Annotated in this window: 20 protein-coding genes; 19 read left to right on the top strand and 1 reads right to left on the bottom strand. The window is 60.7% G+C overall.

Annotated features, from left to right (window positions below):
• Positions 1-12 precede the first annotated feature (12 nt).
• The 14 genes from alaS to ABHT90_RS01265 all read left to right on the top strand — a co-directional run bounded on the left by alaS (position 13) and on the right by ABHT90_RS01265 (position 13,129).
• Entirely contained in the window at positions 13-2,670 is a 2,658-nt protein-coding gene (gene alaS / locus ABHT90_RS01330; RefSeq protein ID WP_346981351.1) for an alanine--tRNA ligase, read from the top strand.
• Positions 2,671-2,687: 17 nt separating this feature from the next.
• Positions 2,688-3,116, top strand: a complete 429-nt coding sequence (gene ruvX, locus ABHT90_RS01325; RefSeq protein ID WP_022094586.1) for a Holliday junction resolvase RuvX — start codon at positions 2,688-2,690, stop codon at positions 3,114-3,116.
• A complete protein-coding gene (gene mltG / locus ABHT90_RS01320; protein ID WP_346981350.1) occupies positions 3,109-4,464 on the top strand; it encodes an endolytic transglycosylase MltG in 1,356 nt (451 codons plus the stop codon). Before ruvX ends, mltG begins: the two co-directional genes overlap by 8 nt.
• 1 nt (position 4,465) lies before the next feature.
• Positions 4,466-4,963, top strand: a complete 498-nt coding sequence (locus tag ABHT90_RS01315) for a YqeG family HAD IIIA-type phosphatase (protein ID WP_099431674.1) — start codon at positions 4,466-4,468, stop codon at positions 4,961-4,963.
• A gap of 8 nt (positions 4,964-4,971) precedes the next feature.
• The gene (locus tag ABHT90_RS01310) at positions 4,972-5,505 is read left to right on the top strand and encodes a shikimate kinase (RefSeq protein WP_055309497.1); all 534 of its coding nucleotides are present in this window, start codon (positions 4,972-4,974) and stop codon (positions 5,503-5,505) included.
• Positions 5,502-6,611 carry a hypothetical protein gene (locus ABHT90_RS01305; protein ID WP_346981349.1) on the top strand — a complete coding sequence of 370 codons (1,110 nt, stop codon included), beginning with the start codon at positions 5,502-5,504 and terminating at the stop codon, positions 6,609-6,611. Before ABHT90_RS01310 ends, ABHT90_RS01305 begins: the two co-directional genes overlap by 4 nt.
• A 132-nt stretch (positions 6,612-6,743) precedes the next feature.
• Positions 6,744-7,874 (top strand): M24 family metallopeptidase, encoded by a 1,131-nt coding sequence (locus ABHT90_RS01300; RefSeq protein ID WP_055309495.1) that lies wholly within the window; start codon positions 6,744-6,746, stop codon positions 7,872-7,874.
• A gap of 160 nt (positions 7,875-8,034) precedes the next feature.
• Positions 8,035-8,598: an elongation factor P gene (gene efp, locus ABHT90_RS01295; RefSeq protein WP_346981348.1), complete on the top strand. Its 564-nt coding sequence runs from the start codon at positions 8,035-8,037 to the stop codon at positions 8,596-8,598.
• 24 nt (positions 8,599-8,622) lie between these two features.
• Positions 8,623-8,985, top strand: coding sequence for an Asp23/Gls24 family envelope stress response protein (locus tag ABHT90_RS01290; RefSeq protein WP_346981347.1), 363 nt, complete (start codon positions 8,623-8,625; stop codon positions 8,983-8,985).
• Between the two features lie 3 nt (positions 8,986-8,988).
• Entirely contained in the window at positions 8,989-9,573 is a 585-nt protein-coding gene (gene nusB, locus ABHT90_RS01285; protein WP_195364278.1) for a transcription antitermination factor NusB, read from the top strand.
• Positions 9,574-9,575: 2 nt separating this feature from the next.
• Entirely contained in the window at positions 9,576-9,815 is a 240-nt protein-coding gene (locus tag ABHT90_RS01280) for an exodeoxyribonuclease VII small subunit (protein WP_006233978.1), read from the top strand.
• 35 nt (positions 9,816-9,850) lie between these two features.
• On the top strand, positions 9,851-10,654 hold the full coding sequence (locus tag ABHT90_RS01275) for a TlyA family RNA methyltransferase (protein ID WP_195444370.1): 804 nt from the start codon (positions 9,851-9,853) through the stop codon (positions 10,652-10,654).
• Positions 10,651-11,511 (top strand): NAD(+)/NADH kinase, encoded by an 861-nt coding sequence (locus ABHT90_RS01270; RefSeq protein ID WP_035138200.1) that lies wholly within the window; start codon positions 10,651-10,653, stop codon positions 11,509-11,511. The genes ABHT90_RS01275 and ABHT90_RS01270 overlap by 4 nt, the downstream gene beginning before the upstream one ends.
• Complete coding sequence (locus ABHT90_RS01265; protein WP_346981346.1) at positions 11,501-13,129, top strand: DNA repair protein RecN; 1,629 nt, start codon at positions 11,501-11,503, stop codon at positions 13,127-13,129. The genes ABHT90_RS01270 and ABHT90_RS01265 overlap by 11 nt, the downstream gene beginning before the upstream one ends.
• A gap of 59 nt (positions 13,130-13,188) precedes the next feature.
• Here the strand turns inward: ABHT90_RS01265 and ABHT90_RS01260 are convergent, their stop codons facing one another.
• A complete protein-coding gene (locus ABHT90_RS01260; RefSeq protein ID WP_229030323.1) occupies positions 13,189-14,046 on the bottom strand; it encodes a MurR/RpiR family transcriptional regulator in 858 nt (285 codons plus the stop codon).
• A 272-nt stretch (positions 14,047-14,318) separates the two neighbouring features.
• On the opposite strand from ABHT90_RS01260, the gene ABHT90_RS01255 reads away from it, so the two are divergent.
• The 5 genes from ABHT90_RS01255 (at position 14,319) to ABHT90_RS01235 (ending at position 21,103) form a co-directional block, all read left to right on the top strand.
• Positions 14,319-16,322, top strand: coding sequence for a fructose-specific PTS transporter subunit EIIC (locus ABHT90_RS01255; protein WP_346981345.1), 2,004 nt, complete (start codon positions 14,319-14,321; stop codon positions 16,320-16,322).
• 551 nt (positions 16,323-16,873) lie between these two features.
• Positions 16,874-17,137: an HPr family phosphocarrier protein gene (locus ABHT90_RS01250; RefSeq protein WP_022094575.1), complete on the top strand. Its 264-nt coding sequence runs from the start codon at positions 16,874-16,876 to the stop codon at positions 17,135-17,137.
• A gap of 133 nt (positions 17,138-17,270) precedes the next feature.
• Complete coding sequence (gene ptsP, locus ABHT90_RS01245; protein ID WP_035138206.1) at positions 17,271-18,974, top strand: phosphoenolpyruvate--protein phosphotransferase; 1,704 nt, start codon at positions 17,271-17,273, stop codon at positions 18,972-18,974.
• A 74-nt stretch (positions 18,975-19,048) separates the two neighbouring features.
• Entirely contained in the window at positions 19,049-19,981 is a 933-nt protein-coding gene (locus ABHT90_RS01240) for a 1-phosphofructokinase family hexose kinase (RefSeq protein WP_006233969.1), read from the top strand.
• A 189-nt stretch (positions 19,982-20,170) separates the two neighbouring features.
• On the top strand, positions 20,171-21,103 hold the full coding sequence (locus ABHT90_RS01235) for a 1-phosphofructokinase family hexose kinase (protein ID WP_006233968.1): 933 nt from the start codon (positions 20,171-20,173) through the stop codon (positions 21,101-21,103).
• Positions 21,104-21,180 lie beyond the last annotated feature (77 nt).

Raw genomic sequence — 21,180 nt, 5'->3', positions numbered from 1 at the left:
GAGATTCCCTCTATGAGTGCTGACTACCCGTCAATGACTACGGCCGAGATCCGCTCCAAGTTCCTCAACTTCTTTGAGGAGCGCGGTCTTAAGCTCTATCCTTCTTCGTCTCTTGTTCCCGACGATCCTTCGCTGCTGCTTGCCAACGCCGGCATGAACCAGTTTAAGGAGTACTACCAGGGCAAGAAGACCATGAAGGAGATCGGCGCGATCTCCTGCCAGAAGTGCGTCCGCACCAACGACATCGATTGCATCGGCGAGGACGGCCGTCACCTGTCGTTCTTCGAGATGCTCGGCGATTTCTCTTTTGGCGGCGTCTCTAAGGAGCAGGCTTGCGCCTGGGCCTTTGAGCTCATCACCAAGGAGTTTAAGCTGCCGCTCGACCGCCTGTACTTCACCGTCTTTACCGAGGACGACGAGACCCACGACGTGTGGCGTTCTCTGGGCGTTGCCGAGGACCACATCTCCCGCCTGGGCGAGGACGACAACTTCTGGGCCGCTGGCCCCACCGGCCCCTGCGGTCCGTGCTCCGAGATCTACTTTGACATGGGCGAGGAGGTCGGCTGCGGCAGCCCCGACTGCAAGCCTGGCTGCGACTGCGACCGCTTCCTTGAGTTCTGGAACCTCGTGTTTACCCAGTACGACCGTCAGGAGGACGGCTCCATGCCGGAGCTGCCGCACCGTAACCTCGATACGGGCATGGGCCTGGAGCGCATGGCCGCTATCATGCAGCACAAGACCGCCAACTACGACGGCGATCTGATGCAGCATCTCATCAAGCTGGGCGAGGGGATCAGCGGCAAGACCTATGACGCCGATGATTACTCCGGCGCCAGCCGCTCGCTGCGCATCATCGCCGATCACTCCCGTGCCGTCGACTTTATGATTTCCGACGGCATCCTCCCCGGTAACGAGGGTCGCGAGTACGTCCTTCGCCGTCTGCTCCGCCGTGCCGTGTTCCACGGTCGCCTGCTGGGTATCGAGGGTGCCTTCCTGACCAAGTTCATCGACGAGGTCAACGCTCAGATGGGCGAGGCCTATCCTGAGCTGCTCAAGAACGTCGCGCTCGTCAAGGGTATCGTCGCCTCCGAGGAGGAGCGTTTCTCCACGACGCTCGACAACGGTCGCGTCTACCTGGATGAGGCCCTGGCAGCGCTTGCCGAGGGTGCTGTGCTTCCGGGCGATGTTGCCTTTAAGCTGCACGACACCTTTGGTTTCCCCATCGATCTGACCGTCGAGATCGCCGGCACCGCTGGTCACGACGTCGATATGGACGGCTTCACTGCCTGCATGGAGGACCAGAAGGCCCGCGCCCGCGCCAATGCCAAGGGCGACGCCTGGGGCAGCTTCAACGACGTGTGGGTCGAGCTTTCCGACAAGGTCGCCGCGACCGAGTTCGACGGCTATGACAACGATGTGATCGAGGGCGCCAAGGTTGTCGCCATCGTGCGCAACGGCGAGTCCGTCGAGTCCGCTGCCGCCGGCGAGGACGTCGAGGTTGTGCTCGACCGCACCCCGTTCTATGCCGAGATGGGTGGTCAGCAGGGTGATGCCGGCAAGCTTTCCGCCGAGGGCGTTGTTCTGACCGTTGCCGACACCAAGAACCACAACGGCCTGTATGCCCACGTCGCGCACGTTGCCGATGGCACGCTGACTGTCGGTGCCGCTGTTACCGCCGCGCTCGACGCCGAGCGCCGTGGCTTCCTGCGCCGCAACCACACCGCCACGCACCTGCTCGACGCCGCCCTTAAGCAGGTCCTGGGCGAGCACGTCTCCCAGGCCGGCTCGCTGGTGACGCCCGAGCACCTTCGCTTTGACTTTACGCACTTCGAGGCCCTGTCCTCCGAGCAGCTCAAGGCTGTCGAGGACCTGGTCAACCAGCAGATCTTCGCTTCCAAGCCGGTCGTGACCCGCGTCATGGGCATCGACGAGGCCAAGGCCGCCGGTGCTGTCGCCCTCTTTGGCGAGAAGTACGGCGACGTCGTCCGCGTCGTCTCCGTAGGCGCCGAGGACCAGCCGTTCTCCCGCGAGCTCTGCGGTGGCACGCATGCCGCCAACACCGCCGAGATCGGTCTGTTCAAGATCATCTCCGAGTCCTCCACGGGCTCGAATGTCCGCCGTATCGAGGCCGTGACCTCCAAGGGCGCTCTCGACTACATGGCCGACCGTCTGGCGCTCGTCGACGCCGCCGCCGCTGCGCTCAAGTGCCGTGTCGACGAGGTTCCCGCCCGCGTGGAGAACCTGCAGGCCGAGCTGCGCGAGACTTCCGGCAAGCTCAAGAAGGCGCTCACCGGTGGCTCCTCCGATGCGATCTCCAGCGCCATCGACGGCGCTGTCGAGCTGAACGGCTACAAGCTCGTCGTCGCTGAGCTCCAGGGCCTTGAGGCTGCCGACCTGCGCAACGTTTGGGATACCGTGCACCAGAAGGTCGCCGGCCCCGTCGCCTGCGTCGTTGCCAGCGTGACCGAGAAGGGCACCCCGGCTCTGCTCGCTGCCGGCTCCGATGACGCCGTGAAGGCCGGTTTCCACGCCGGTAACGTGATCAAGCAGATTGCGGGCCTGGTCGACGGTCGCGGTGGCGGTCGTCCCAACATGGCCCAGGCCGGTGGCAAGAACGCCGCCGGTATCGCCGATGCCCTCGCGGCCGCCAAGACCGCGCTCGGCGCCTAAGAACCTAAGTAGTCGCTGTGGTCGCGCTCGCACTGGACATAGGGGAGACCAGGATTGGCATTGCCGTCTCGAGTCGTGATGGCAAGATGGCAATGCCTGTCAAGGTGCTTCCGGCTGCCGAGGTCACCGGTATGGCAAAGACGTTTCGCTACCTGGTCGAGGACTATGAGCCCGATATCCTGGTAAGCGGACGTCCTTTGACCATGGCCGGTGAACCCGGCCCCCAGGCCGAGCGCGTCGCCGCCGTGGCCCAAAAGATTGCCGACGAGCTCGACCTTCCGCTGGAGTTTGAGGACGAGCGTCTGTCCTCGCAGGAGGCCAAGCGAATCCTGCGAGAGCAGGGGCTCAACGAAAAGCAGATGAGGGGCAAGATTGACATGATCGCCGCCAGCCTGTTCTTGCAGACATGGCTCGATCGTAAAAACGAGGAGGTTCAGCATGCCTAGCGCTTCCGATCCGCGCCAGCAGAATCGTACACGGCAGCCCGTGCCGCGCCCTGCTCAGCCTTGCCAGCGCTCGGCGCAGCCGACGCAGCGTTCGGCTCGGCCTACTCAGCGTGCTGCTCAACAGCTCGCCGCTCGTCCCGCGCAGCCCGCTGGCGGCGCTCGTTTTAAGCAGCAGGCTCCTGCCCAGCGCACGCAGGGGCAGGCCCCGCAATCACGCTCCTACGCACATCATGCTCATGGCTCGCACGGCGTTGCTCCGGCCACGCGCTCGAGCTATAACACGCACGCCCGCCGTGGTGCCCAAAAGAAAAGCTCCCCGGTGCCTATGATTATCGGTGGCGTTGTTGCCGTGCTTGCGCTTGTCGCGATCGTTTTCTTTGTCGTGCCGGCCGTCAAGGGCTTCTTTGGCGGTGAGGATGCGAAAGTCGCTGCTGGCCAGCAAGTTACTATCACGATTCCCGATGGTGCTTCGGGTGATACCATCGCTTCGATTCTCTCCGAGAACCATATCGTCGAAGATCCCAAGGATTATTATGCGGCGGTCAAAAAGCTCAACGCCGATATGTCGCTTAAGCCGGGTAAGTATTCGTTTACCACGCTTATGGACGCCACGAAGGTCGTCCAGCAGCTTATGGAAGGTCCCAACGCCGGCTCCGATGCGCTCACGATTCCTGAGGGCCTGACGGTCGATCAGGTCGCCGACCGCGTGGCCAAGGCGTACGACAGCATTTCTAAGGAAGACTTCCTTAACCGGGCTAAGGCGAGCAATTATGTGAATGATTACGCTTTCCTTAAAGACGCCGCGAACGATTCGCTCGAGGGCTTCCTATTCCCCAAGACGTATTCGCTGGGTAAGGACCCAAGCGCCGATGATGTGATTCGCGCTATGCTTGACCAGTTCAACGCCGAGTATAAGTCGCTTGACTTTGCCAGCTGCGAGGCCAAGATCAAGGAGCACTATGGCGTGGAGATGTCCGATTACGACATCGTTAACCTTGCCTCGATTGTCGAGCGCGAGGGCCTCAACGCCGATCAGCGCGCGCATGTGGCATCGGTTTTCTATAACCGTCTGGCGGGCAAGCTCGATGGCCTGCGTTACCTCAACAGCGATGCGACCATGATGTATGTCACCGGCGGCGAGGTTACCGCCGACGACCTGCAGAGCGATAGCCCGTATAACACCTATAAGCATGAGGGCCTGCCGCCCACGCCCATCTGCTCTCCGTCGCTCGAGGCGCTCAAGGCTACCCTTGAGCCGACCGACTCCGATGACCTGTATTTCTACATTACGCAGGACGAGGAGTACTTCTCGCAAACCTACGAAGAGCATCAACAGTCTTGGAATTAACATGAGGATTTTTAGCCCCAAACGATACGTTGCCTCGGTCGATCGCATCGACCTTGATACCCTGTGGGCCGACGGCAAACGCGCCATTCTGCTCGATCGCGATAACACCCTGGTGCCGCGCGACACCGAGCAGGTTCCCGCCGCGGTTTCCGCTTGGCTCGATACCGCCCGCGCCAAAGGCTTTAAGCTGTGCATGGTGTCCAACAACTGGCATCGCGACCAGGTCATGAGCTCTGCACGCGAGCTGGGACTCGAGGCCATTAGCCACGCCATGAAGCCGGCGCCGTTTGCCCTCAAGGCGGGTCTTAAGCGCCTCGGCGCCACGGCCGACGAGGCGGTGCTGATCGGTGATCAGCTCTACACGGACGTGTGGAGCGGCAATTTTGCCGGCGTCGATACTATCCTGGTTAAGCCGCAGGCAACCCAGGACCTGTGGTACACGCAGATCTTCCGTATCTTTGAGCGCCGGGCCCTGCGCGACCTTCCCTGCGAGGAATAGGTTTCGCCATGTCTCAGCACATCAAACACGGCTGCGACCATATCTTCTTTATCGGCTTTTTGGGCGCGGGCAAATCGACGCTTGCGCGCAACGTCGGCACTATGTTCAAGCGGCGTTTTATCGATACCGACCGCCTGGTCGTGCGCCGTTGCGGCAAGTCGGTAACCGAGATTTTTGAGACCGAGGGCGAGGATCGTTTTCGCGAGCTCGAGACCTCGGCGCTCCGTTCGCTCCAAAGCGAGCGCAGCCTGTTGGTTTCGTGCGGGGGCGGTATCGTCGAGACGCCGGTGAATATTGAGCTGATGCACGAAATGGGTACGTGCGTGTACCTCGAGGGCGACTTCGAGGATTCGATTCGCCAGATTCGTCGGTCCGACACGCGCCCCGATTTCCGTTCGCCCGAGCATGCCGCGCGCCTGTTTGAGCATCGTCGTCCGCTGTATCGCCAGGCCGCCGATATTACCCTTGATATTCGCAACAAGTCCTTCGAGGACGTTTCCTACCTTTGTGCCGAGATGCTTTTGGAGCGTGGACTGCTATGATTCGCCGTCAACTGATCAATTTCCAAAACCGCAGTGTCGATGTCCGCGTCGGATTGGGCGCGTTCGATGAGCTGCCGCGCATGTTTGCCTCGGCCGTGGGCAAGCCTAAGCGCGCGATGGTGGTTTGGAACGACGCCACATCCGAGCGTTTTGGTGAGGTCGTCGAGCATGCGCTGGTCGACGCCGGTTTTGCCGTGTCGCTGCTCGTCCTCGAGGTTTCGCCTGCTGGTGCCACGCTGGCCGACGCCGATGCTATCTTTGGCGCCCTGTCTGCCAACCGCATCACCTGCGACGATCTGGTTGTCGCTGTTGGCGATGCCGCAACCTGTTCGGTTGTTGGCTGGTGCGCCAACCAGTGGTGTGGCCGAACCGAGTGCGCGCTGCTGCCGACGACCTTCGACGCCATGCTCACGGTCGCGACGACCATGAAGCCGCTCGTCGCCTCGTTGGCCAATGCGCTTCCCGCTATCGCGTTCCGTCCCGAACCGGGCTTGGTTGTGTGTGATCTCGACCTTGTTCGCGAGGCGGAACCCGAGGACCTCAAGTTCGGCTATGCGGTACTTGTTGGCACCATGCTTTCGAGCAGCAAGTCCCGCTGGAATCAGTTTACTGAGACCGTCCCCGAGATTCTCGCGGGCGAGGAGGTCGCACTCGTCAATGCCGTTCAATGGTCTCAGACTGCCCGCAAGGACGTGCTGACGGCCACGAACCCGAGCGCTCGCCATGCGCTCGATTTTGGCAAGACGGGGAAGCGCACCCTGCGCGCTTGCTTGGGCGATGCCGCTTCGCAGGTCCCTGCCTACCAGCTGTTGTCCGAGGGCATGCGCTTTGAGGCGCGCCTAGCACACGATGCCTGCGACTTCGATATCGACTATGTGTTTGATCTCGATGACTGCCTGGAGGACTTTGGCATCGAGGAGCTTGCCTTCGACTTGGAGCCTGCCGCATATATCGAGGAGTTCCGCAGACAGCAGTTTGTCCGCTCGAACCGCAGCATGCTGCCGCTGCCCGCGGCGCTCGGCGCCATTCGCCTAACGAGCGTCGAGGACGAGGTTCTTGAGCGCCATGCTCACGCCTACTTGGCTTCTCGTAAAGAACTTCTCTAAGATTTATTGACTTCCATCGTCTTTCGTATCATGTTGAGGGGCGGGTTTTCAATCGGTTGCGGATCGCATGCGATTCCGTCGTTCGGTTGAGACCCGTCCCGTCTATATTGAGACAACAAGAAAGGAATCTGCATGTCTGAGTTTGCTGCCGGTCCTGCCGGTCGTATCGAGCGTGTCCGTGCCCTGATGGTCGAGCGTGGCTACGACGCCATCGTGGTGCGCGACGAGGCCAACCTTCGTTGGCTTACGGGCGTGAAGGGCGTCTTCGACTACACCTTCGAGTTCCCGCACGCTGCGTTTATTACGGCCGACCAGTGCCTGTTCCACACCGACTCGCGCTACCTCAACAGCTTTGAGGAGAACACGCCAGCCGGCAGCCCCTGGGTCTACGACATGGATGAGGGCACCATCCCCGGTTGGGTCGCCGGCAAGATCGCGGCCAACAAATGCCGCGTCTGCGCTGTCGAGGACGATATGCAGATTAATTTCTACCAGGGTATTCAGCGCGGCCTGGAGGACCGTTCCGTCGCCTGTATGCTGCCGCTGATGCACGACGATATCCGCAAGATGCGCGCCATCAAGGACGCCGAGGAGATTGAGCTCATGCGCCATGCGCAGTCGATCACCGATGCCGCCTTCCAGCACATGCTCGGCTTTATTAAGCCCGGTATGACCGAGAAGCAGGTACGCAACGAGCTCGAGAACTTTATGTTCGCCAACGGTGCCGACAGCCTGGCCTTCGGTTCCATCGTCGCGAGCGGCCCCAACACCGCCAACCCGCATGCCGTGCCGAGCGACCGCGTGATCGAGAAGGGCGATTTCGTTCTTATGGATTACGGCGCGGGCTATTGCGATTACCGCTCCGACATGACGCGCACTGTCGTGATGGGCGAGCCCACCCAGGAGCAGCTCGACCTGTACGCACTCGTGCGCCGTACGCACGAGGAGTGCGTCGCCGCCATCCATCCGGGCGTTGAGGGCAACGACATCTTCAAGCTCTCCAAGAAGATCATCGGCGATGCCGGCTATGGCGATTACTATAACCATGGCTTGGGTCACGGCGTGGGCATCGACATCCATGAGCTGCCCAACTTTAACCGCAGCAAGAATATCATCGAGGTCGGCTCGGTTATCACCATGGAGCCCGGCGTCTACCTGCCCGGCGTGGGCGGCGTGCGCCTGGAGGACTACGGCGTGGTCACCGAGAACGGCTATGAGCCCTTCACCAAGACCCCGCACGACCTGCACGTTATCGACTGCTAGTTTACTTCAGTAGATAGTTTGGGGCGGGGCGTCCGGATTGATTCGGACGCCCCGCGTTCTCTTTTTATGCGCTCGCCGCAGGCGCCGTCTGCAAGTGTATAATTTCTGTCGTATGTAATTTGGACGCTTGTGCGTTCTGCCCATAACAAGAAAGGTCGCTATGCCTACCATTTCTACCGCCGACTTCAAGAACGGCCTCGGTCTCCGCATCAAGGACAAGGTCTACACCATCGTCGAGTTCCAGCATGTCAAGCCGGGCAAGGGCGGCGCGTTTGTGCGCTACAAGACCCGCGACATCAAGAGCGCCCGCGTCGTCGAGAACACCTGCAACGCCGGCACCAAGTTCGAGAGCGTCATGCTCACCACCCGTGAGTTCCAGTACCTCTACAACGATGGCACCGACTACATCTTCATGGACAACGAGTCCTATGAGCAGGTTCCCGTTCCCGAGGACATGGTGGGCGAGAACTCCAAGTGGCTGCGCGAGAACGACATCTGCCAGCTGCTCTTCGCCGACGATGAGCTCATGGGCGTGACTCCGCCGATGTTCATCGAGACCACCATCGTCCAGACCGACCCGGGCTTTAAGGGCGACACCGTCCAGGGTTCCACCAAGCCGGCCACGATCGACACCGGCGCTGTCATCCAGGTCCCCATGTACCTCAACGAGGGCGAGGTCATCAAGGTTGACACCCGCGACGGCAAGTTCGTCTCCCGCGTCTAGCAACCAAATCTTCTAGGAGGACTCATGCCCCAGGAAATCAAGATTGACGGCATCGGCATTTCGCCCGATGTTCTGACCGCCATCGTCTCGCGCGCCGTGTCCGATGTCGAGGGCATCGCCTCCGTTGGCGTCAAGGACCTTGCCACCAACCTTGTCTCCATGATGCTCTCGTCCAAGGCCCCTGCTTCCGAGCCGGCGGTCGAGGCCGAGGTCGTCGGCGACAAGCTCGCACTCACCGTGCGTGTCGTGGTGTTCTTTGGCTATCCGTTCAAGAAACTCGCCGAGGCCGTTCGCACCGCCGTGGTCGCTGCCATCGATGCTCAGGTGGGCGTCGAGGTCGAGCGCGTTGACGTTTGCATTGACGGCCTCGTTTTCCCCAAGGAGTAACCTTTGAGCCTTAAGGTTTATCGCGGGCGCACGCTTGCCCGCAGTCAGGCGCTGCAGCTGCTGTTCCAGGCCGAGGCCACGGACAGCCCGCTCGAGCGCGTCCTCGAGGGCGATTTCCTGATCTCGAAGGGTCCCCTCGACCCCTATGCGCTGGAGCTTTGCCGCGGTGCCTACGAGCATATCGATCGTATCGACTGCGCTCTGCGCGCCGTCGCCAAGAACTGGGATCTTATGCGCATGCCCGGCGCCGACCGCAACTTGCTGCGTATCGCCGTCTATGAGATGCGCTTCCTCACCGACGAGGAGGTCTCGGACGCCATCGTAATCAACGAGGCCGTCGAGCTTGCCAAGGCCTATGGCACCGACCAGTCCGCTTCGTTCGTCAACGGCGTGCTGGGCAAGATCGCTCGCAGCGAGGAGCTGCCAGGCGAGGACCTGTACCAAGAGCTGCTGGCCGAAGATCGCGCTCGCGAGGAGGCACAGGCTGCCGAGGCTGCCGCCAAGGTTGCGGTTGCCCAGGCTGAGGCTGGCGTGCTGGCCGAGGATGCGGACGCCGCCGAGGCTGTTGTCGACTCCGTCGAGGAGTAGCTATGCCAGAGGGTTCCGTCCGCAACTTCGACGAGATCTCGGACCGCTTGGACCAGATCATCGCTACCGTTCGTTCCAAGGATACCTCTTTGGAGCGTTCGCTCGATTTGTTTGACGAGGCGATTGAGCTGGGCTCCCGCGCGGTCGATATGGTCGACAAGTTTGAGTTGACGCCGCGTGAGGCCGACAAGCTCGAGCAAGAATACGATGAGGATGCGGCAAACGAATCCCAGGATAGCTAGGCTGCATCTCCGGATACGAATGGTTGATGGCATTCATGAAACGCGTGCGTCTTGATGACGAACTGATTTCACAGGGCATCTGCGCTGATCGCGCGGATGCCCTTCGCACTCTTATGGCCGGCTTGGTCTCGAGTGGCGGTGAGCGCTTGACTTCGCCGGGTCTTAAGGTGATGCCGGGGCTGCCGCTGCACGTGAAGGGGCGCATTCCCTATGTTGGCCGCGGCGGTCTTAAGCTCGAAGGCGCGCTTGATGCGTTTGGCATCAATCCGACGGGCCTTGCCTGTTTGGATGTGGGCTGCTCTACCGGGGGTTTTACCGATTGCCTGCTCAAGCGCGGAGCTGCGACCGTTGTCTCTGTGGACGTGGGTCGCGCCCAGTTCGATTGGTCGTTGCGTCAGGACGATCGCGTGACGCTGCATGAGCGCACAAACGTGACGCAGCTGCCTGAGCTTGGCTATGCCGGCGCCATCGACCTGGCTGTGTGTGATGTCTCGTTTACCAGCATCGCGAACATTATCGATGCGGTACTGGCGTGCCTGGCGCCTACGGGTGCATTCTGCACGCTCGTAAAGCCGCAGTTTGAAGCTCCGGCGGCGCTGGTGGGCGAGGGCGGCATTGTGACCGATCCCGCCGTGCGCCGCGATACGCTCGTGGCGGCGGTTGAGCTCTTTGCTGCCAAGGGGCTGTTCCCGGTCGATGTGTGCGTGTCGCCCATTCATGGTGCCAAGGGCAACGTTGAGTTTTTCCTGTACGGCACGAGATTTGAATCTGGCGACCGCTCGCAAGACGTGCTGCAATCCCAGGTATCGGTTTTGAGCGAGAAAGCTGCAACGCTATGAAGGTCTTTCTGGTTCCCAATTACTACAAGCAAGAGGCGGTCGAGAGCGGCCTGATGCTCGAGCTTTGGCTGACGCGCCAGGGCTATGAAGTCGCATGGGCTGCCGACCAGCGATCGAAGATTCAAAGCACGCCTGATATTGACGGCTCCGATCTGGTCATTACGCTCGGCGGCGACGGTACGTTGCTGCGCGCTGCCCGCATCCTCAACCATCGCGAGATTCCTATCCTCGGTCTTTCCTATGGTCACCTGGGCTTTTTAACTGCTGCGAGCCCCGAGGAGCGCGACATTCTGCAGGTCGTGAGTGACGCCCTGTCCGGCGAGCTGCACGTGAGCCGTCGCGCCACCATCGCCGCGGATATCGTGTCCGTGCGCGAAGACGGTACGAAGGATGTCGTGCGCACCTTCGCCCTCAACGACATGGCGCTTACCCGCGGTCCGCTGTCCGATATGGTCGAGTTCGACATCACGGTGTCGGGCCACCATATCGACCGACTGCGTGGCGACGGCGTGGTCGTGTCCACGGCGACTGGTTCTACGGGGTACGCGCTCAGTGCCGGTGGCCCCATCGTGAGCCCCGACTATACGGGTATGGTCTGCGTACCTATTGCGCCGCACACCATTCAGGCCCGTGCCTTCTTGACTTCGCCGAGTGATGTCGTCGAAATCTTTATGTCTGATGACCGTCCGAGCGTTCCGGCGATCGCTATCGATGGACAATTTATTACTTGCGATGGCACCGTTGAGAGCGTGGCGGTGCGTCGCGGGCCCGGTGATGTGCTGCTGCTGGATTACGGCCCCGAGAGCTTCTATAACTCGGTGAGCCGCGTATTCTACGGAGTCCGTCATGATCGATGAGCTGCAGGTTTCTAACATTGCGCTCATTCGCGAGGCGACGCTGCTGCCGAGTGCCGGCCTGACTGTCCTGACCGGCGAGACCGGTGCCGGCAAGACCGCGCTGCTCTCGGCCCTCAAGCTTATTTTGGGTGAGCGCGCGGATTCGTCTATGGTGCGCGAGGGCGAGGCGCTGGCGAGCGTCGAGGCGCGCCTGTTTGACGGCCCGCACGACACGGAGGGCTTCATCGTGCAGCGCAGTCTTTCTGCCGAGGGCCGCAGCCGAGTGAAGATTGACGGACGCATCGCCAGTGTGCGCGAGCTTTCGGAGCGCGTTGGCGTGATGATGGATCTGTGCGGCCAACACGAGCACCAGCGCTTGCTCGATCCGGCGCATCATGTTGCGATGGTCGATGCCTGGGCAGGGCGCCCTGCACTCGAGGCGCTCGAGCACTACCGCGCCTGCTTTAAGGCTTCGCGCGCTGCCGCTAAGGAGGTTCGACGTGTCGAAGAGACCTCGCGTGCGCAGGGGAGCCGCGTCGAGGAAGCGCGCTTTGCGCTCGAGCGTATCGGCGAGGTCGACCCCAAACCGGGCGAGTATGAGGAACTCGAGGAACTGCTGCCGCGCTCCGAACATGCCGAGGTGCTGGTTGCCACAGCTAATGATGCCCATGCATCGCTTGCCTCTGAAGGGGGAGCGCTCGATGCCGTGAACAGCGCCGTGGCAGAACTTTCCCGTATGGCTTCCGTCGATCGCAAACTTGGCGACATTGCCGATTTGCTTTCGGATGCCTGTATCTCCCTTGAGGATTGCGCGAACGAACTTCGTGCCTATCGCGATGGCGTCGCCTTCGATCCGCGCGAGCTCGCTCGCATGCGTGAGCGGTATTCCGACCTCAAGGGCCTGCTGCGTCAGTGGGGTCCTACCATGGACGATGTTTTTGCCATGCGCGATCGCTCGCAAGAGCTGCTGTCCCTGGTCGATGATGGCGATGAACAGATCAGAAAGGCGCGTGAGGCACTCGGGAGCGCCGAGCACGAGTTGTTTGTCGCTGCCAAGGCACTTAAGCGCGCTCGCAATGTGGCGGCCCCGCGCTTCTGCCACGAGGTTTGCCGCCAGATGGCTCGCCTGGAGATGGGCGGCGCCGAGCTCGTCTGGGAGTCGCGTGATCTTCCCCGTGCTGAGTGGACGCCCGTTGGTCCTTCGAGCTACGAGCTGCTATACCGCAGCGGTGCCGGTTTGACGCCGCGCCCCCTGCGTCGAATTGCGTCGGGCGGCGAGCTCAGCCGCGTCATGCTGGCAAGTAAGGTTGTCCTCGGTAACGCGGACGGTGTCGATACGCTGGTGTTTGACGAGGTCGATGCTGGTGTCGGTGGCTCCACGGCGCGTGCGCTCGCGGGCGTGCTGGCAGATCTCGCCGCTACGCATCAGGTGATTGTCGTAACCCACTTGGCGCAGGTCGCCGTCATGGCTGACAAGCATTATGTCGTCAGCAAGGAACCGGGCGATGTTCCCCAGACGCATTTGGGCGAGGTAACCGGCGAAGCGCGTACTGCCGAGATCGCCCGCATGTTGAGCGGCGATCAGTCCGAGGCAAGCTTGGCCCACGCAAAGCAGATGCTCGAAGAAGCTCGAGGTTAGGTCGTATCAGCGGTGTTGGTGGGACAAAATAGACTGAAATTTTTGTCCCACTACGCGTTTTACTCCACAACCTTATCCGGCTGGATGAGCTCCTCGTAGTAGCTGATATGCTCACGCGCGTCTTTAATCTCGGGCAGCAGGAAGTTGTAGATGACTTCGATGATCATCGTGGCGCTGATCTTGGAGAACGCGAAGTCACCCGTTGTCAGCAACGCTTCGTGATTGACGGTATTAAAGGTGTAGTCGGCGAGGCGCGCAAGTGGGGATTTGCTGTCACTGCTGATGACGACTACGGTTGCGCCGCAGTTGCGAGCCGCTTTTGCCATGCGATTCAGTCGGCGCGATTTGCCAGAGTTTGAGATGAGCACGATGACGTCACCCGGGCGTAACGTGAGCGCAAAGCCGATTGATGTCTCGCTAATGGTGCTCGCCATGCAGCGCAGGCCCAGCTGCGAAAACTTAAACGTCGCATCGAGCGCGACCGCGTTCGTATTGCCCACAGCTGCAAACTCAATAACCCCTGCATGCTTAAAGGCATGCACAACAGCCGCCAGCGTATCGTGGTCGATTCCGTCGATGGTCGCATTAAGCTCGCTTACCTTGGCAGCCAGGATGTTCTTGAGGCTCTGCTCCATATTGTCGAGCGAGACCTCGTCGGTCAGGCCCTCGTTGCGCTGGCTTTCCAAATCCCTCGCCAACGAAAACTGAAAGCTGCGGAAGCTACCAAAGCCCAGCTTGCGGCAGAAGCGCGAAACGGTCGCTTCGGACGTGGCAGCGGCGCGGGAGAGCTGAGCCGCCGTGAGGCGTGGCGCCTCGGACTGGTGCTCCAATATATAGTCGACAATGCGCTGCTCGGACTCGCTGTATCCCTGATGGGTACTAATGAGGGAAAGTGCGCTCTTGCTACTATCGGTCATGGATGGCTCCTGGTTGGCATGAAAATCTAACTCGATTTGCAATGCCATAGTATACGGGCATTTTCAATTACAAGATACACCTTGCTGTTTCAAGTGTTGATGGTAAACTTTCACCTACCGTTTACGGCTATGAAAGAACCTTTCACCGGAGAATTGCACCTTGTCTCTTCTCACGCGGACGGTAGGTTGGTATCTTTCAGTTGTGGAAAAACGCGCATTGAAGCGCGTGTAGGGGAGCGCCCGCGGGCGCTGTACTCAAGAAGGAGGGACACATGGCTAAGTTTGACATCATCGCCGCGACCGGTTGCCCGACCGGCATTGCGCACACCTTCATGGCTAAGGAGGCGCTGGAGAAGGCAGCTGCCGAGCGCGGTCTGACCATTAAGGTCGAGACTCATGGCCAGGTCGGTGTCGAGAACGAGCTCACCAAGAGTGAGATCGCTGGTGCCAAGGCCGTCGTCGTCGCAGCCGACAAGGATGTCCAGGCTGAGCGTTTCGCCGGCAAGCCCATGGTTTCCGTTGGTGTTTCCAAGGCCCTGTCCGTTGAGGCCGCCGGTAAGCTGATTGACCGCGCGCTCGCCGCCAAGGGCGACGACACGGTTGCCGCTGCCGCCGATGTCGAGGACGAGGTCGAGGAGAAGGAGTCCATCGGTCACGTCATCTACAAGCACCTCATGAACGGCGTCAGCCACATGCTGGTCTTCGTCGTTGCCGGTGGTGTTCTGACCGCCATTTCGTTCCTGTGGGGCATCACGTCCTTTGATTCGACGGCTGCCGACTACAACAGCTTTGCCGCGATGCTCAAGATTATCGGCGGTATCGCCATGAACCTCATGGTTCCGGTGCTCTCCGCTTACATCGCCGAGTCCATCGGCAAGCGCCCGGCGCTCGTCCCCGGTTTCGTCGCCGGTATGATTGCCATCCAGGGCTTGCCTGTTAACGCCGATACCGGCATGATCGACGCCGGTGGCGCAGGTGTGGGCTTTGGCTTCCTAGGCGGCATCGTCGGCGGCTTCCTCGCTGGCTATGTCATCCTGCTGCTCGAGAAGGTTTTCTCTAAAATTCCTGCGAGCCTTAATGGCCTGAAGGCAATCTTCCTGTATCCGCTGTGCTCTACCGCCATCGTCGGTCTGGTCATGCTTGGTATTTCCGGCCCCATGGCTGCCATTAACCAGGGCATGATGGATTTCCTGCAGAGCCTCGGTAACTCCGGTCCGGTGATCCTTGGCCTGGCCATCGGCTGCATGTGCGCCTTTGATATGGGCGGCCCGGTCAACAAGGCTGCTTACGCTACTGGCACCTTCCTGCTCGGTACCGCTCTCGAAGCTGGCGTCGGCACCGAGACCTACAACTTCGGCACCAACTTCATGGCTGCCGTCTCCGCCGCTTGCATCGTTCCGCCGCTGATCACCACCTTCGCCGTCGTTGTCGGCAAGAAGTACTTCAGCCAGGAGGATCATGACGCCGGTATCGTCAACCTCATCCTTGGTTGCACCCACATCACCGAGGGCGCCATTCCGTTCATGACCAAGAACATCTGGCCCGTTATGCCCATCATGATGCTCGGTTCTTCCATCGCTTCCATCTTGACCATCTTCTTCAACGTTCACGATCCGGCGCCTCACGGCGGCTTCCTGGTCCTGCCCGTTGTCGAGAACGGTCCGCTGTGGGTCCTCGCGATCCTCATCGGCGCCGTGGTCGGTGGCATCCTGTTCGTGGCTTTCAAGAAGTACGACTTCGAGAAGAACCAGAAGCCCGCTCCTGCAACCAAGCCGGTTGAGGCCCCCAAGGCCGCTGCCATCGAGGCCCCCAAGGCCGAGGCTGCTGACTTCGTGAAGGTCGAGAACGTCTTTGCCGCCGAGGACTTCGCTTCTCGTGACGAGGCTCTGAGCTTCGTTTCCAACCAGGCTGTCAAGGCCGGTATCGCCAGCGACGCCGACGCCGTGATGAACGCCTTCCTGGCCCGCGAGGCCGAGGGCACCACGGGCATGATGGAGGGCTTCGCCATCCCGCATGCCAAGTCCGACGCCATTACCGAGGCTGCCGTCATCGTCGTCAAGGACGAGTCCGGCGTGACCGGTTGGGACACCATGGACGGCGCTCCCGTCAACGTTGCCATCGCCCTGCTCATCCCGGGCGCTCAGGCTGGAACCACGCACCTCAAGATCCTGTCCAAGGTCGCCGAGGCGCTTATGGACGAGGACTTCCGTGCCACCGTCAAGGGTTCCACCGACGCCGCCGAGATCGCCAAGACGATCAACGCCCGCCTGGTCTAATCCACCAGCTCGCGAATAACATCGCCCCCTGTATATAAGGCGGAGTCCCTCTCCAGGGCCTCCGCCTTTTTTCTTGCCCCTCCCATAAGTTGCGGTGAAATAGGGACTGTTTAACCGTTTCAACCCCAAATCCAGTCCCTATTTCACCGCAACTTACAGAGATGGGCATAGACGGTCCTGCTTGCCGAGTCTTTAGTGCGGACAGACTATCAGCCAGAATTCCGTTTGGTCGATATTACTCTGGACCGACTGAGTTTCCCCAGCTTGCTCGCCCACGGAGGCCCGGGCGCGGCAGTGAGATTTATCGCGAGTTCCGCACGAGCCGAAGAGCACTTAATGTGCTCTTCGTGCGAGCAGGACTGTAGAGCAGGAAATCTCACTGGCCGCGCCCGGCCCCCTGTGGGCGAGCAAGCGGACGACAAACACATCTGTCCAATAATTCGTCTGAAACATAATGAAAAACCGTTTGATGTGAGTTAATATAAACAACGTCGTGAATCTGGCTCCTGCCACATGCGTGACAGGGGTTAAACACAAAAAAGGAGTCAACTATGGTTTCTGAGAAGGCTACCCTCGTTAATCCTCAGGGTCTGCACATGCGTCCGGCTGGTCTGTTCGCCTCCACCATGGGCAAGTACGCCTGTGACGTGACGGTCGTCACCCCCGAGAAGGAGGTCAACGGCAAGTCCCCGATGGCCCTCATGGCTGCTGGTATCCCCTGTGGCACCGAGGTTGAGGTTAAGTGCGACGGCGCTGACGAGGCCGAGGCTCTGGCTGCTGCCATCGAGCTCATCAAGAGCGGTCTTGGCGAGTAGAACTCAAACGGGTCGCATGTTGAACAACTAAGTTCATATTTGGGGGCGCAGTGACCTGTTGTAAGGTAGCTGCGCTCTTTTGTCATGGATATGGCAAAACGCTTTATCACATGACACGGAGAGAGGAATGGGAATGTATCAGGGAGTCAACGCTTCCGAGGGCATCGGTATCGGCACCGTCATGGTCGCCGTCGATCCCGACTTGACGTTTGAGCCGCACGAGGTTGCCGATTCGGCAGCAGAGAAGGAGCGCTATCAGTCCGCTCTTTCGGTCTTCTGCGAGAAGACCCAGGCTCAGGCCGACCACATGAAGGAGACGGTGGGCGAGGCCGAGGCCGAGATCATGAGCGGACACATTGTTCTGGCTCAGGATCCGGGCATGACCGACGCCATCAACGCCGCCATTGACGGCGGTACCTGCGCCGAGCAGGCGCTCATGGACACCTCGACCATGTTCGAGAACATGTTCCTGTCCATGGACGACGAGATGTTCCGTCTTCGCGCGGCTGACATCGCCGACATCCGCACCGGTATTCTGGCCGAGCTGCTGGGCAAGGAGGTCGTCGACCTCTCCGTCCTGCCCGAGAACACTGTCGTTGTCGTGCACGACCTCACGCCGTCCATGACCGCCACGATCGATAAGGCCCACGTTGCCGGTATCGTCACCGAGACCGGTGGCCGCACGTCGCACTCCGCGATCATTGCGCGCGCCCTCGAGATCCCGGCTGTCCTTTCGGTCTCCAACAGCTGCACCGCACTGCGCAACGGCATGACCGTTGTCGTCGACGGCGGCAAGGGTATCGTCGAGGCCGATCCCGACGAGGAGACGCTCGCCGCCTACACCGCCAAGGCCGAGGCCTTCGCTGCCGAGAAGGCAGCCCTCGAGGCCTTCCGTGGCAAGCCGTCCGTGACTGCCGATGGCATCAAGAAGATCATCGCCTGCAACATCGGCAACCCCGATGACGTGCCCAACGCGCTCGATCACGACGCCGAGGCTATCGGTCTGTTCCGCTCCGAGTTCCTGTTCATGGACTCCGCTGAGCTTCCTTCCGAGGAGGAGCAGTTCAACGCCTACCGTAAGGTCGCCAGCGCGCTCAAGGGTGCTCCGGTCATCATCCGCACGCTCGATGTTGGCGGCGACAAGGAGATTCCGTATCTGCATATGGTCAAGGAAGACAACCCCTTCATGGGCTTCCGCGCCGTGCGTTACTGCTTGGCCAATCCCGACCAGTATAAGGTCCAGCTCCGCGCTCTGCTGCGCGCTAGCGCCTTCGGTGACGTCAAGATCATGATCCCGCTCGTCACCTGCGTCGAGGAGGTCTTGGCTGTCAAGGAGCTCGTCGAGCAGTGCAAGGCCGAGCTGACCGAAGAGGGGCGCAAGTTCAACGAGAACATCGAGGTCGGCATCATGGTCGAGACGCCCGCCGCTTCGCTGCTCGCAGACCGTCTTGCCGAGGTCGCCGACTTCTTCTCCATCGGCACCAACGACCTGATCGGCTACACCATGTGCGCCGACCGTGGCAACGACACCATCTCCAACCTGTACCAGGTTTACTATCCCGCCGTGCTCCGCTCGCTCAAGAACATCATCGAGAGCGGCGTGAAGGCCGGCATCATGGTCGGTATGTGCGGCGAGGCCGCTGCCGATCCGCTGCTCGAGCCGCTGCTGATCAGCTGGGGCCTGGAGGAGTTCTCGATGAGTGCTCCGTCGATCCTGCGCGCCCGTAAGACCATCAGTCAGTGGACCAAGGCCGAGTGCGACGAGCTCGCCGAGAAGGCGCTCGCCTGCAACACCGCCGCCGAGGTCAAGGCACTGCTCGAGTCCGCAGCTCGCTAATTTGGTATCAGAGGTAACCGCGTGGTTGGAATGGGCCGGCCACGCGGCCCTCACATATACAGGGGGTACTGTAAATGTTCTACACGCTAACCGCTAACCCGGCTGTCGACATGACGGTTTCGAGCTCTCCGCTCGAGCCCGACGAGAACGTCCGCACCGGTTCGGCCAGCTACACGGCTAACGGCAAGGGCCTCGACGTGTCCTTCGCCTTTAAGAAGATGGGCGTCGACACCGTCGCGCTCGGCTTCTTCGCTGGCTTCACGGGCAAGTTCATCGTCGAGGAGGTCATGAACCTGGGTTGCCTCTGCCGCCCGGTCTGGACCGACGGTATCACGCGCATTAACACCTACGTCAACGATGGCCAGCACGAGTACGGCATCCTGAACCCCGGCGCCCCGATCACGCCGCAGCACCAGGAGGAGCTCTACAACATCCTGGACACCGCGGGCGATCTCGAGTGCCTGATCGTCTCCGGCTCCGTGCCTCCCAAAGCTACGCCCGACTTCCTGGCTCAGGTCATGGAGCACGCTCAGGCTCGTGGCGCTGACGTCGTCCTGGACCTGTCCTCCGACAAGCTCAAGGAGCTCGCTCACAAGAAGCCGCTGCTCATCAAGCCGAACCATCACGAGATGAAGGCCATCTTCGGCGTGCCGGTCGACACCGACGACGAGGTTCGTGTCGCCATGAAGATGGCTCACGACGCTGGCGTTCAGAACGTGCTGCTCACCCGTGGTAGCCGCGGCGACGCTTACTTCTCCAACGGCGAGGACATCTGGTACGCCAAGCGTGAGTTCAACATCAAGCTGGTCTCTTCCGTCTGCGCCGGCGACTGCACCCTCGCTGCGTTCCTGCACAAGTGGTACAGGGATCGCGACAACGTCGAGGAGGCCATGAAGCTCGCTATGGCCACCGGCGCCAACGTTGCCGAGTCCGTCGGCATTGGTGACTTCGGTCACGTCGACGAGTACAGCAAGCGCGTTGCTGTCCGCAAGCTCGATCGTCAGTAATCGAAACGCGACATATTCGTGCGCATGCGGCGCCCCGGTTTCGGCCGGGGCGCCTTTTTTGTTCCGCCATGGGGGAGAGGTGTCCTGCCGTACTTCATCGCTTCCATACCGTTCACCGAGTTGTCCTAGCCTTTTACCGATGCGTGGAATATACTTTCATTAACACGTTGCTTCGTGAAAGGAACATTCATGATTTACACGCTCACTGCTAATCCCGCCATTGATTACAACATCGCCTGCGACGGCCTTACTGCCAATACCGTCACGCGTACCCGCAATGCCGTCTACACGCCCAACGGCAAAGGCCTCAACGTCTCGTTTACGCTTGACCACTATGGTGTCGACACCACGATCCTGGGTTTCTTCGCCGGCTTCTCGGGTGAGTTTATCGTTAAGGGCGCCGAGGCCCTGGGCGTGCCCGTCAAGCCCGTGTGGACCGACGGTATTACGCGCGTCAATGTGTTCCTCAACGCCGGTCCCGACACCGAGTACAACATGGTCAATGCCGGTGCCGCCATCAATGAGGCCAACGAGCAGGAGATGTTTGAACTTATCGATTCGCTCGATGACATGACCTGCCTGGTCATCAGCGGCTCGCTGCCTCCCAACACTTCCGAGGGCTTCTTGGCCGAGGTCCTGCGCCGTGTCAAGGCCAAGGGGGCCGAGTTCGTCCTCGACATCTCGAGCCATCAGCTGGCAGACCTCATTGCTCTGGAGCCACTGCTGATCAAGCCCAATGACGACGAGCTGCTTGACATCTTTGGCATCAAGGTGAGCGGTGGCGACGACGAGTCCGTCAAGGGCGCTATGGCCGAGCTGCACGCCAAGGGCGCCAAGAACGTGCTGCTGACCCTTGGTGGCGCCGGTGCGTACTTCTCCAACGGCGAGCATATCTGGTTTGCCAACCGCACCTTCGACGTCAAGCTGCTGTCGACGGTGTGCGCCGGCGATTCCTCGCTCGCTGCCTTCCTGTCCGTGTGGCACGACGCCCCCGAGCGCGTCGAGGACGCCCTGCGCCTTTCGATGGCCACTGGCGCCAACGTGGTCGAGTGCCCCGGTCTGGGTGATTTTGCCAAGGTGGACGAATATAAGAAGCACATCGAGGTTCGCCAGGTCTGCTAGTTCCGGCACCTTGTCTGAATAGTTTGATTATTTCGCATCCGTCTTAGACTAGGACGGATGCGTTTTTGTTTATCGGA

The organism is Collinsella aerofaciens (genome assembly GCF_039758815.1).
Classification (GTDB): Bacteria; Actinomycetota; Coriobacteriia; order Coriobacteriales; family Coriobacteriaceae; genus Collinsella; species Collinsella aerofaciens_BP.
The sequence above is the reverse complement of the archived record's forward strand: the minus strand, read 5'-3'. Positions and strand labels throughout refer to the sequence as shown.

Coding starts and splice junctions, on each gene's coding strand:
- alaS (WP_346981351.1), top strand. CDS start 13: ATGAGTGCTGACTACCCGTCAATGACTACGGCCGAGATCCGCTCCAAG.
- mltG (WP_346981350.1), top strand. CDS start 3,109: ATGCCTAGCGCTTCCGATCCGCGCCAGCAGAATCGTACACGGCAGCCC.
- ABHT90_RS01315 (WP_099431674.1), top strand. CDS start 4,466: ATGAGGATTTTTAGCCCCAAACGATACGTTGCCTCGGTCGATCGCATC.
- ABHT90_RS01310 (WP_055309497.1), top strand. CDS start 4,972: ATGTCTCAGCACATCAAACACGGCTGCGACCATATCTTCTTTATCGGC.
- ABHT90_RS01305 (WP_346981349.1), top strand. CDS start 5,502: ATGATTCGCCGTCAACTGATCAATTTCCAAAACCGCAGTGTCGATGTC.
- ABHT90_RS01300 (WP_055309495.1), top strand. CDS start 6,744: ATGTCTGAGTTTGCTGCCGGTCCTGCCGGTCGTATCGAGCGTGTCCGT.
- efp (WP_346981348.1), top strand. CDS start 8,035: ATGCCTACCATTTCTACCGCCGACTTCAAGAACGGCCTCGGTCTCCGC.
- ABHT90_RS01290 (WP_346981347.1), top strand. CDS start 8,623: ATGCCCCAGGAAATCAAGATTGACGGCATCGGCATTTCGCCCGATGTT.
- ABHT90_RS01280 (WP_006233978.1), top strand. CDS start 9,576: ATGCCAGAGGGTTCCGTCCGCAACTTCGACGAGATCTCGGACCGCTTG.
- ABHT90_RS01275 (WP_195444370.1), top strand. CDS start 9,851: ATGAAACGCGTGCGTCTTGATGACGAACTGATTTCACAGGGCATCTGC.
- ABHT90_RS01270 (WP_035138200.1), top strand. CDS start 10,651: ATGAAGGTCTTTCTGGTTCCCAATTACTACAAGCAAGAGGCGGTCGAG.
- ABHT90_RS01265 (WP_346981346.1), top strand. CDS start 11,501: ATGATCGATGAGCTGCAGGTTTCTAACATTGCGCTCATTCGCGAGGCG.
- ABHT90_RS01260 (WP_229030323.1), bottom strand. CDS start 14,046: ATGACCGATAGTAGCAAGAGCGCACTTTCCCTCATTAGTACCCATCAG.
- ABHT90_RS01255 (WP_346981345.1), top strand. CDS start 14,319: ATGGCTAAGTTTGACATCATCGCCGCGACCGGTTGCCCGACCGGCATT.
- ABHT90_RS01250 (WP_022094575.1), top strand. CDS start 16,874: ATGGTTTCTGAGAAGGCTACCCTCGTTAATCCTCAGGGTCTGCACATG.
- ptsP (WP_035138206.1), top strand. CDS start 17,271: ATGTATCAGGGAGTCAACGCTTCCGAGGGCATCGGTATCGGCACCGTC.
- ABHT90_RS01240 (WP_006233969.1), top strand. CDS start 19,049: ATGTTCTACACGCTAACCGCTAACCCGGCTGTCGACATGACGGTTTCG.
- ABHT90_RS01235 (WP_006233968.1), top strand. CDS start 20,171: ATGATTTACACGCTCACTGCTAATCCCGCCATTGATTACAACATCGCC.